Annotated in this window: 13 protein-coding genes; all 13 read right to left on the bottom strand. The window is 54.5% G+C overall.

The features are described 5' to 3' along the window. Positions 1–17 precede the first annotated feature (17 nt). Positions 18–425: a phage minor tail protein G gene (locus ETV65_RS10135; protein WP_129952727.1), complete on the bottom strand. Its 408-nt coding sequence runs from the start codon at positions 423–425 to the stop codon at positions 18–20. 10 nt (positions 426–435) lie between these two features. Next, positions 436–1,173 carry a phage tail protein gene (locus ETV65_RS10130; RefSeq protein WP_129952726.1) on the bottom strand — a complete coding sequence of 246 codons (738 nt, stop codon included), beginning with the start codon at positions 1,171–1,173 and terminating at the stop codon, positions 436–438. A gap of 7 nt (positions 1,174–1,180) precedes the next feature. Beyond that, positions 1,181–1,585 carry a phage minor tail U family protein gene (locus ETV65_RS10125; protein ID WP_129952725.1) on the bottom strand — a complete coding sequence of 135 codons (405 nt, stop codon included), beginning with the start codon at positions 1,583–1,585 and terminating at the stop codon, positions 1,181–1,183. Then, the gene (locus ETV65_RS10120; RefSeq protein ID WP_129952724.1) at positions 1,582–2,136 is read right to left on the bottom strand and encodes a phage tail protein; all 555 of its coding nucleotides are present in this window, start codon (positions 2,134–2,136) and stop codon (positions 1,582–1,584) included. The genes ETV65_RS10125 and ETV65_RS10120 overlap by 4 nt, the downstream gene beginning before the upstream one ends. An 11-nt stretch (positions 2,137–2,147) precedes the next feature. Next, complete coding sequence (locus tag ETV65_RS10115) at positions 2,148–2,423, bottom strand: DNA breaking-rejoining protein (protein WP_129952723.1); 276 nt, start codon at positions 2,421–2,423, stop codon at positions 2,148–2,150. After that, positions 2,416–2,742 carry a capsid cement protein gene (locus ETV65_RS10110; RefSeq protein WP_129952722.1) on the bottom strand — a complete coding sequence of 109 codons (327 nt, stop codon included), beginning with the start codon at positions 2,740–2,742 and terminating at the stop codon, positions 2,416–2,418. The genes ETV65_RS10115 and ETV65_RS10110 overlap by 8 nt, the downstream gene beginning before the upstream one ends. Positions 2,743–2,827: 85 nt before the next feature. Further along, complete coding sequence (locus ETV65_RS10105) at positions 2,828–4,828, bottom strand: ClpP-like prohead protease/major capsid protein fusion protein (protein WP_205951581.1); 2,001 nt, start codon at positions 4,826–4,828, stop codon at positions 2,828–2,830. A 7-nt stretch (positions 4,829–4,835) separates the two neighbouring features. Then, positions 4,836–6,314, bottom strand: a complete 1,479-nt coding sequence (locus ETV65_RS10100) for a phage portal protein (RefSeq protein ID WP_129952721.1) — start codon at positions 6,312–6,314, stop codon at positions 4,836–4,838. Then, complete coding sequence (locus tag ETV65_RS10095) at positions 6,311–6,529, bottom strand: hypothetical protein (protein ID WP_129952720.1); 219 nt, start codon at positions 6,527–6,529, stop codon at positions 6,311–6,313. The genes ETV65_RS10100 and ETV65_RS10095 overlap by 4 nt, the downstream gene beginning before the upstream one ends. Continuing rightward, positions 6,526–8,628, bottom strand: a complete 2,103-nt coding sequence (locus ETV65_RS10090; protein ID WP_129952719.1) for a phage terminase large subunit family protein — start codon at positions 8,626–8,628, stop codon at positions 6,526–6,528. The genes ETV65_RS10095 and ETV65_RS10090 overlap by 4 nt, the downstream gene beginning before the upstream one ends. Further along, entirely contained in the window at positions 8,628–9,116 is a 489-nt protein-coding gene (locus tag ETV65_RS10085) for a DUF1441 family protein (RefSeq protein ID WP_013577788.1), read from the bottom strand. The genes ETV65_RS10090 and ETV65_RS10085 overlap by 1 nt, the downstream gene beginning before the upstream one ends. A gap of 383 nt (positions 9,117–9,499) precedes the next feature. After that, a complete protein-coding gene (locus ETV65_RS10080) occupies positions 9,500–9,922 on the bottom strand; it encodes a hypothetical protein (RefSeq protein ID WP_119822328.1) in 423 nt (140 codons plus the stop codon). A 338-nt stretch (positions 9,923–10,260) separates the two neighbouring features. Next, positions 10,261–10,812: a hypothetical protein gene (locus ETV65_RS10075; RefSeq protein WP_129952718.1), complete on the bottom strand. Its 552-nt coding sequence runs from the start codon at positions 10,810–10,812 to the stop codon at positions 10,261–10,263. Positions 10,813–10,825: the final 13 nt, after the last annotated feature.

The raw sequence follows: 10,825 nt of genomic DNA, 5'->3' as shown, positions 1-10,825 counted from the left end.
AAAATCCTTTTCACGGGTTAGCGCTTTTCCGCTGTTTCCCCTTGGCTGTCGGTGTCTTCAGACTCAGGAACTTCCTGTTCGGTTGTCTGCAAATTTGCCATCATGCCCGACAGCACTTTGACCTGGGTATCCGCTTTCCCGATGGCCTCGACCGGCCAAGTGCTCATCACCTGTTGCTGAAGGTCGTGAATATCAGGCTTCGGCGACTCGCTGTGCCACAGGGACATGGCGACCACCATCGCACCCGCCCGGATATTCAGTTCAACCAGTGCGGCTGACAGAATTTGTTCGTCGGGCTCATCGTTGGGCAACGCTTTTTCCTGCGCGGCCAGATAATGCAACAGTTCGACGCGCTGCAGCGCCGACAGCTCGTACAGCGTGGCGTTTGCCCCGTTGAACTCAAACAGTTCTGATTTTAAAAACATGCTCGCTCCGTTATGCCGCCGTGACGGTCAGTGTGCAGATAGCCACTTTCTGGCCGTCATTGGTCATCACGATGAGTTGTGTCGTACCCGCTTTAAGGCCCTTCGCCGTGACGGTATTACCCGATACCGTCAGCGTGGCGACGGTCGGATCGGCAGCCGCAACATTAAACGAGCCGTTTGTCGCTCCGTCCGGAAGCACCGCCACAGTGATCACCGCATTTTGTCCGACCACCACACTGGTGGTTGACGGCGTGACGGTCACGCCGGTCACGGGTACTGCAGCGGTCTGATTGCTCTCGGCCAGCGCAGGCTTGCCCGTATTGGTGATTTTCACCGTCCTGGTGATCACCTCTTTTACCGGCACCGCTTTCCCCAGGCTGCTGATCCAGCCACGGAAGACATCAACAGCGGTGTTGGGATAACGAATTTTGTACCCGCGCACAGCGCCATCGTAAAACCAGTTAACCAGATCCTGCTGCCCGCTCTCGCCAGGCTTCCAGGCCAGTGTAAACGACGTGTCCCCGGAAGATTTGGCCCCCTGCGCCGTGCCGTTCCAGTCGGCGTCGGCATCATCGAGGTACGTGTCGTCGTAGGATTCAGCCGTCATTTCTCCCGGCGTCAGCTCCTTGATTTTCGCCAGCCGGGTCCAGTCCTGATCCGATAACGGATTGGCGTAGGGATCGCCGCTGCCGGTGTAAATCCAGAGTGTGGTGCCCGCGCCTTTGGTCGGTTCGAGTTGTGTGGTCATAAATTCCTCACATTAAGTAAGTCAGGGTGTAACGCAGGTCAGCGGAGCCCCACGTCGACATTTCATCATCGCGCTGATAGTCATAGCCTTCGGGCATGATGTTTTCGATAAGGTCCGAAAGCGCCGGAATGTCACCCACAACGGGGTAAATGTTTTGTTCCATCCACAGGTCGAGATCGGTGTCAGGACTCACCGCCTTGAGAAATACCTCCACATGAAGCGTCGCCCGCCACTCATCTTCATCAAGGGTTTCCCCTGTGGGTTCAGCACCGGACAGGTAGACGGCAACGGCGGGCAGGTCTTCAGCGGTCAGAAAACTCGGGCGGCCGTCATACCAGGTGACGGAAGGATCGGTCACCGAAAGTTTCAGCGCATCCAGCACGGCTTTACGGATTTTTGGGTGCTTTATCATCGTTTAATGATCAGCCTCAGTTGATTTTTCAGGGCGGAAGCCATTTCCTTCGGCATGTCGCTTTGCATCAGACGGTGGGTTTCTGCGGTATAGGCTTCCGTAAGTGGGGTGGTTAACGGTATCTTCACAACCTCAATCGGGTACCGGCTTTTCCCGGAACGCTGGAGCACATGCCACCGGCCGTTAGCCAGTTGCTGAATAAACGCATTCCGAAAGGTAAAGCGGCCTATTTTGAGTACGCTGCCCCGCCCGCGTAGGTTGCCCTGACGGCGTGAAACACGCATTTGCGCCGCGCCAAGCTTGATGGCTGGCAAATTACCCCGGTTGATTTTTAACGTGGCAACCGGCCGGTTTATCGTGGCCTTTTTCAGTTTTGCACGCTGCATGACCAGCTTTCTCGGCACCTTGGTTTCCTTCGACACCGTGCTGCTGCTGCGACTGATGGCCCGCCCTGCCACCCGGTTAACCGCCTGCGCCGAGGCGCGCGGAACGGCCGTCGAACTGATACTGTTCATATTGGCGATGGCCTGCTCCAGCCCTTTGATGGTCATATTCCCTCCCCTTACTCCAGCCAGATTTGTGGCTTCCCGTTAAACATTTGATGACGGGTGACGATGTAACTTTCTCCCTGATAAACCACATGATCGTTACGGTGCGGCTGGTAATCGGGAGAAAAAACCACCACAGACAGGCCATCGCCGCTCACCGGCCCCATCTCGGGCAGAAAATGGCTTTCAACACCGGTGAACACGGTGCCATTAATCACCACCTCCCGCCCAAACCGCGCGGTCGTTACCGCATCCATCCGCGCAGCCAACGCATCAAAGGCGTTAGCCATTGATTTTCACTTCAACGACGGTGCTGCCCGGGGCGGCAGCTTCCCAGGCAATGCCGGCGGCCACGGCATCCGCAGACGCCAGCTGGATTTCTCCGTCCGCGATATACACTTTTGTGCCAGCGGGGATCGCATCGGCGGAGACTTTCGGCAGCAGGAATACCCCTTCAGCCAGGCCCGTGCCGGTTTCATTCGGGGCAATATCCACCAGAGAGACAACCAGCAGGGAACCCAGTACTACGGGGTCGCCGCTCTCGATCACGGCAGCGCCGGTGTTAGTAATGGAAATCGTCTGACCTTCCTGTACAAAATTCTTAGCCATTGGAAAACTCCAGACGCCCCGGAAGGGGGCGAATTTTAGGTATAAAAAAAGCCCTTACGGGCATTCGGGTGACGCGGGAGGAGGATTACTGGCCGGAGGATTTCACCAGACCGCGGTAATCGAGCGGCGCAACACCGGCATCAATGCGCACTTTCGTCGCAATACCGTCAGAACTGAACCCCTCCTGCTGATCGATGTAAGGCAGCTCGACACCGTTGAGATAAGCCACCTCGATGGTATCCATACCCTGTGCAGCGGCCAGGTACCAGGACTTGGTACTGTTATCGTCCAGACGCGGTTCGCCGATCACCGTCGCAAAGTTCTGGATCGGGTTGATGATACCGGCGTTAACGTCGGCGCCTTTCACGCTGGCAGATTTGATAGTCTGGTTTGCCACGGTTTCGAGGGCGGTTGGCACCAGCAGGAACGCCGGGCGGATATTCAGGGTGCGGCCTGTGGTTGGCTCTTTCTGAACGCGCATCAGCTGGCGGCCCGCATCCAGATTCGTGACGTCAATGGCACCGGTGGCCAGGTTTTTGTGATCGCTGCTGAACAACGCCTTGCCGTCTGACAATTTCGGGTTACCGGTCAGTACGGCATACACCAGATCGCCGATGGTGGCTTTCGCGGCGCGGCCAATTTTCATCGGCACGTCGGTCAGTTGGTTCAGATCGTCGTTGATGATGGCCTGACGGGTAATAGAGAAAATTTCACCGTAGGTGGCCAGCGCAATGGTCTCGCTGTTATCGGTGGTCGTGACGTATTTGTATTCCGCCCCTTCGCGTACCTTACGCAGCGACGGGAAGCCGCCCAGCCCGACACGGTGCGCCGTTTTAAAGTCAGAGAGCTGCCCTTTCTTCGTCCAGGCTTCAAAGGTCTCCTGTGACTCTTCCCAGCCTTGCAGCAGTGATTTGTTCGCCACATCCAGCAGAATATTGCCAAAATCAGAGGTGGTGTGCGTCATCGCCAGCCCCACCATCTGCATCGGGTTATAAGCCGCAACGCCGACGCCGCGCTCGGTCAGTGACATGCGCGCATATTCGCGCAGGGTCATGCCGTTATACACGTTGTCATTCTGCCGGTCTTCGTAGCCTGCGCGCGCCATCAGCGCCTGGCGGATACCGTCGCCGGTGAAATTCCCATTGCCGGCGTGAATGTGTGCATTGTTGCCGTTTTTATTGGACGGGCTGGCGTCTTTGCCCAGCATCACCAGCAGCTTGTCCTTGGCCTGATCGACCGTGCAGTCGATATCTTCAATGCATGACGCCTGTAATTCCTGATGGCGGCCGCCAAACATCGCGAACAGGTCTTTGATCCCCGTGACGCGCTGTTTCTGGGCGGCAATGACCTGATTGCGGATGGCGTTTTCATCCAGCGCTGCGGGGCCAGGAACAACAGGCGCAACAGGTGGATTCTGCGGTTCCGGCTGATTCTGAGTCGTCGCTTTCGGCTTGGTGATCATGTTTTTCAGTGCGTTTGGCATAGCGTCGAATTCCTCGATACGTTTTGAATTAATGCGGGCCATCGCCTGCACCGCGGTAGAAATCTGGTCAGCAAAACCGTGCTCAAGGCATTCCTGAGCGGTCATCCACGTTTCCTCACCCAGCATCAGGGCAAGTTCGTCAGGGGTTTTGCCGGTTTTTTTGGCATAGGATGGGATCAGCACGGCCTCGACCTTGTCCAGCAGGTCGGCATAGTCGCGCATGTCGTTGGCATCGCCGCCGGTGATCCCCCAGGGCTTGTGTACCATCATCATGGCGTTTTCAGGCATGATGATGGGATTGCCCACCATGGCAATCACCGAGGCCATTGAGGCGGCAAGACCGTCGATATACACGGTTTTGCTCGCCGAATGGCTGTTAAGCAGGTTGTAAATGGCAATGCCGTCAAAGACATCGCCGCCCGGCGAGTGGATATGCAGATTGATATGGTCCAGATCGCCCAGCGCTTTCATGCTGCTGGCGAACTGACGGGCGGTCACGCCCCAGTAACCAATCTCGTCATAAATATAAATATCAGCAGTCTTGTCGCCGCTGGCCTTCATGCGGAACCAGCTTTTGTCCCCCGCAGAGGCTTTGGGTGACATACCCAGTTTATTTCTTCGATTCTTTCGCACTGGCTTCCCCTTTATCGTTTGCCGGGTCCGTGTCGAAGACCAGACCTAACGTTTTATTTTCGTCGACTTCCGCCTTGCGGCGGCGTTTTACATCGCCCGGATTCGCGCCGCGCGCCCTGACCCAGTCCCCTTCCGTTGCCGCACCGCCGCGTAACAGCACGCGCCAGGAGTTGGCCTCTTTCATCGGGTCAATCCACGGCATCACCGGCCCGCTGTAGACCGCATTAAACAACGTCGCCATGTCCACATCGGGCGGTACGTCGATCACGCCCGCCGTGATCGCCATCTGCAACCAGCTGCGGTACATCGGTCGGGTCACGGCCGCAATAAACGCATCCTGAAGAATGCCGTAGCCTTCAAATGACTCCACCAGTTCCTGACGCTGAGAACTGTAAGTGCCGTTGTAGTTACGGGAGATACTGGAAAAGCTGCTGCGGCTGCCGGCGGCCACCGCCCTGAGCTGCCCGTTGCGGAACGTCTCAAGGTTAGGATTCGGCCGATCCGATTTAATCATTCCGATTTCTTCGCCGGGCTCGAGGTCATCAAAGAGCATCCCGGGCTCGATGTTGAGTTCGCGGGAGTCTTTGTCATTACCACCGGCATCGCTGTAGGATTGCCCGTCGCCTTTTTTCACGTACATACCCAGCGCAGCGGCAATTCGGGCGGCCGTCAGTTCAGAATCTTCATACTCTTTCAACGCACTCAGGCGGATCAGGATGCCGGACAGCAGGCTGTTTCCCCGGACCTGATGAAGACGGCGCATGAATTTGAGGTGCATCATGCCGTCTGCAGCAATTTCCTTGGTATTGCCCAGCGCAACGCCTGATGTCACCAGATTTTTGTAGACGACATACTTTGTCGGGCATCCCCAGTCGTTGAGATAGATCCCCTGACAAATCCCCTTCCCGGTATCGTTCATCTCCAGCGGAATGTAGTCCGGCTCCAGCGCCTCGACCCAGAAAGGGATGTTCGCCGTCGGGGTGAGTCCGGGGGCTGAGCCCCGTACCATCTGGCCGAAAACCTCACCGTCGCGCAGCCAGGTTCTTGCCATCAGCCGCTCAAGAACGGGGCGGGTAAACTGCCCTGTCACATCGGGGGAAACAGACCACTCCGCCCATGCTGCCCGGATCTGTTTAGAGAGTTCATCGGCCACCAGCCCCGTTTTCAGGATGGGCTGGGGATCAACCACAATTCCGCGCGCGCCGACAATGCGCTCTTCGAGTTTGTCCAGCAAACCAATCACCAGATCGTGATTATTGTCCAGCCAGCGCGCCTGCTCCCTGATTGAACGGCCAGCAAACTGCGTGAGCTGGTTTGCGTTGCGGTTTTCCCGCTTCGCCCGGTGCGTGCGCGTCGGTAATGCCGCCTCGTAGGCATTGATTGCCACACGGGACCGCAACCGTGAGGCTTTCCAGCCCGGTGAAATCAGGCCAATGGCATCATCAATCAGGCTCATCGTATGAACCTCGCCAGCCGGTACTGCGGTCGCCCGCGCTGCGCCGCCAGCAACGTGCTTAACCGGCGCTCCCAGGTTTTCCGCCCTTTCTGGATTTCACTGAGGTTCTCCATCGTCATGGACTGCCCGTTAAAGGTGATGGATTTCCCCTGCAGGACGGCGCGTTCAGCGGTCATATACTGCTGGATCATGTCTTCAATATCGGCCTGATTCATACCCAGCCTCCTGATGTCGATGGCGCCCAGGCAGAAGGTTTATCCTCTGTCTTGGCGCGGGTTGTTTTCGGTTTTTTGTGATTACTGCTGGCTGGCATGGCTTGGGGATCTGAATGCGTGCTGGGTGTGGATTGCTCAAAGGGCTGTGCCCATGAAGGCGGTTTTTCCCAGTTTATCCGCTCGTACCCGCGCAAAATCACCAGCGCATGGGCGTATACCATCAGGTCAAAGGCTTCGTTCGCCCCCTTCCCTGGCTTCGTCCATTTGCCGTCAGTGCCCCTTTCTTCATAGGTCAGTTCGTCATAGAACCACTCCCCCAGCCAGTCAGGAAAGTGAACGTAGTTAGCCCCCGGCGTATCGCGCTGAAGCGCGTTACTGATCCGGTCTTTGAGCATATTGGTCTGTAGCAGGTAGAGCGGGACGTCGCCGCGGGCTTCCGCCCGGCGGTTAGGACGGTCGGTATTGTCCGGCAATGACTTGGTGATCAGCTTGCTGCGCGTGGTGCTGTCTCCTTTGAAGAGATAAACACGTTTGTGTACGCCATCGCGGCGGCATTGGCGCCAGAACTCATAGGCATTACCGGTCACGCCGTCTTCACCGCCGGAGTCCACGGCCATCGCCAGCACGGGCATTGATATGCTTGGATTGCTGTTGAGTGGCCATGTCTTATCCAGCACGTCCGTGCGCAGCAAGTCCCAATCTTCCAGGTATCCAGCAGGATCAATAGGCAGGCTTTCACCATTAGGCCCCGTACGCATCGACTGTTTGATGTTGTACCGGTCGACAATCCACCGCTCGCCGTGCGAACCATAACCAATCACCTGCACCACAAAGCGCCGGTTGCGCCCGCCCTGCACGTCAACGGTCGCCACCAGAAAACGCACGCCGTCGGGCACCGTACGCTTGGTCACCACGGTGGCGCGGGCCATAAGCGTTTCGGATTTCCGCTGCTCGACGCTCGACTGTGGAAAATAAGGCAGACCCCAGTCAGTGTTGATCACCGCTTTCAGGGTTTCTTCACTGCCGTTGGCCTCATAATCCTGCTGGGCTGAAAGCAGCTTATAGACCAGTTGAGACAGGGTCTGATATGCCGCTGCGGGGCCTTCCATCCAGAAGGAAGCAATGCGGGAACGTCTCGCGGTACCCGTAATGACACCATGACGGTCAATCTGTTCACCGTCGCGCAGCCAGACGCCTTTCTGATTGAGCGCGCGCTTCTGGTCTGCTGTGATTTTTCCGCGGCAATGTGGGCATTCAATGAATGCCGCCTCACTGGCAACCACCGGATCGACAATATTCTGATAGCCCTGCACCACATCTTTCGCCGGTTGGAGGTGTTCGCCACAGTGCGGACAAGGCCAGTACCAACGGCGGCGCTCGCCGCGGTTATATAATGAAAGAATGCCGGTGGTCGGCGGGGCTTCATGAAGTGAACTGCGCCGCCACTTGGTATCTTGGATATCACGGCCCGGTGAACTCTCCACCAGCGTCATACCGGATGACATAAATGTCGTGGTACGTTTTGAGGCCAGTGTGAAGCCGTCACCTTCTCCGTCGATATCCTCGGGAAAGCGGTCATAATCCGTCAGCGCCACGCACTTATAATCGGATGACGACATGATGTTAATAGAGGGCCAACCGATTTTAAGGTAGTTACCGGCGCGAAATGTTCGGTCGTAGACGTTGTTGTCATTACGCCGGGGGCTCAGGCGCTTGGCTACTTCAGGGCTGCTGCGGAAAGTACGATCGAGACGCTTTTTACTGTGTTCGCGCGCTTTCTCTTCTGTCATCTGGATAAGCAGCATATCGGAGGGATCGCAGACAACGTTGTAGACTATCCAGCCATCAATCAGGCCGATGGTTTTACCCGTCCGGGACGGCCCGACGAAAATCACGGCATCATATTCACGCGATGCCAGACAATTCATAGGCTCAATGATATACGGAGCCAGATTCGGATCCCAGGGAACGGAGTTGCCGGCCCCCATCGGTACACGCATATATTGGCTGACCGCATCGGCAACCAGCATACGCCGCGGGGCGCGAAGTATTCCTGGTACATCTCTCCGGATGCCACGCGCTGAAGCCCGCTTTGCCATCAGTCCTCCTCAGACGTCTCCTCCTCCGGTTCTGCGTCAATGACCTTCTGCGCAATCTGGTCACGCAGATCATCAATAATATTTTGTACCCGCATCACGGCAGACGGCGGCAGAGCACAATCTCGCTCGAGCACGTCCGGCAACGTTTCCAGCACCTGAACGACGGCTTTCGCCATAACCGAAAATTCTCTTGCCACATCTTCCGCGGGGATTAGCTGCCCCATGCTCTGCTCAAAACTCAGCCGCTCATTCTCGGCCTTCCAGTGCGCCAGCCGGTCGGATGGCGTCATTTCAGCGACGTCACCTGAAACCGTGGGGATCATCAATTCAGTCAACACATCAGTCACGGAAAATAATTTAAGTTTCGCGTTACTGCCCGGCGCGGGATCGACATTCTTCAGGCGCGCCGCGACGGTCTGCCGGTGCACACCCGTGATCCCTGCAAGTTGATTGATGTTGAGTTTGAGTGAGGCGATTTCTTGGTCCATGATGGTGAACACTTTTTAGACGAATCGACATCTTTGCAATTTGGGTATTAATAAAATCAATAACCTGCACAGATGATGATGATGACCCTAGATCGCGAAAACTAGCCGTTTTCCGCGAGTCCGCCGCCCCGTGGCAAGGCCCCCTGTCGGGAGTACCTTTCATTGCTAATCATTTCATTTGAAACTATATTTAATTGATTAGTTGCTTTCCCATCGATTTTTTTTGATATTGATTCTCATTACACATGAGACCATAGAAGCCTTAGTCATCGACGCATGGAATTGTAAGCAGGCGCATAAGGGACACCATCGATAGTGACCTGCATATTAGCTCCAATAAAAAAGCCCGCCGAAGCGAGCCTTGGATAAAACTAAATATATATTTAACTTATGCGCTTAGACTTTTTCTTTCCATTAAACGCATCCTCAGTTACATAAAAGATGTGAATCCACATAGAGAAGACAAATACTGCAGCAGCACTAATCCATGCAATTGCAGGAAGTCTTGCGTCCATAAATCCACCATAAGGAATTACGGACCAACAAAGACTGACATATGTATAGCATATGAAAAGAGGTATAAGGTTCAGTCTACTCAGAAGCAATAAGACAGCAGAGACCCCATAAACTAGCGCGAAAGTTAACCCAAAAGACACCTTTGCATGCTCAACTGTCATGAACACAAGGCACAGGTTGAATACAATAACTTCGGCAACTATAAGCCAAAGATTCCCAATAGATGGACCACCATAAGCAATCCGGTGTAAACTTTTTTTGATTTCCTTCAAATCATCTTCTGTACTCATTTATATACCCTTCTTAAAAAGCGAACAACGTTCGCAACGGCAAATAAGCCTAAGGTGAACACCCTGACTGTGTTCAGGTATATTGATTTTCCTTTTTCATAATGTCTTTTTTACATCTTACTAATTCAGGAAAGCTGGTTCAATATAATTATACAAAGTGTAGCTTGAGGAGTTCAAAGTTGGAAAAAATCTAAAATAAAGCGCCATTTTTGCATGAGTCTTGTTCAGGATTACGCAGCGCTTTACAGCGTGGCTAACCGTTTAAGTATGCGTTGCACCGTGATAATCGCCATCTTTCAACGTGTAAAGTCGGTTAAAGCTCAAATAGATTTTGTTGGTCATTTAGCTGCACCTAATAAGTTTTCATGTCTTTCATCATCAATCTGGCGTATTCCGGCCAATTGGTTGTTAGCCTGCTCTATCAGGGTGAGTAGCGGGTCAATCCACAACACAGCCTGACAATAAGTTATTCGCTTGGTGGTAGTGGCACTAACAGCGGCTTTAACAGGCTGGCTGGTATCGGCGTACATTGCGCTGGAACGTAAACGGTTCGCGTAGTCGTACAGGCCGTTAGCAACATCAGCAGGGATAGGCAGAGTGCAGCTCGGCTCAGTTTTGAGTATTGTCCGGTATTCAATTTCTTTCTCCTGGCTGTCACCGATGATTTTGACGGCGTACTTTTGGGCAGCGCCAGCAATTTCATTTGAGCGCTGGAAGGTAAATGCCTGTGTCGATATTGTCAGTGCTTGCAGGTTATTATCACTTTGCAGCTGATCGGCTTTACCTTCGGACTTCACTGCGTTTGCGTGAAAATGAAAAGCCAGCGCCAGCAGAACGGCAATCACACTAGTAATCACCAACCCGCCAACTACAGCTGCTTTGCTATTCATGAGAGAAGCACCC

The sequence above is a fragment of the Rahnella sp. RFA10(1/100) genome (assembly GCF_004195115.1).
Classification (GTDB): Bacteria; Pseudomonadota; Gammaproteobacteria; order Enterobacterales; family Enterobacteriaceae; genus Rahnella; species Rahnella perminowiae.
Note: the sequence above shows the minus strand (reverse complement) of the source record. Positions and strands in the feature narration are given on the sequence as shown.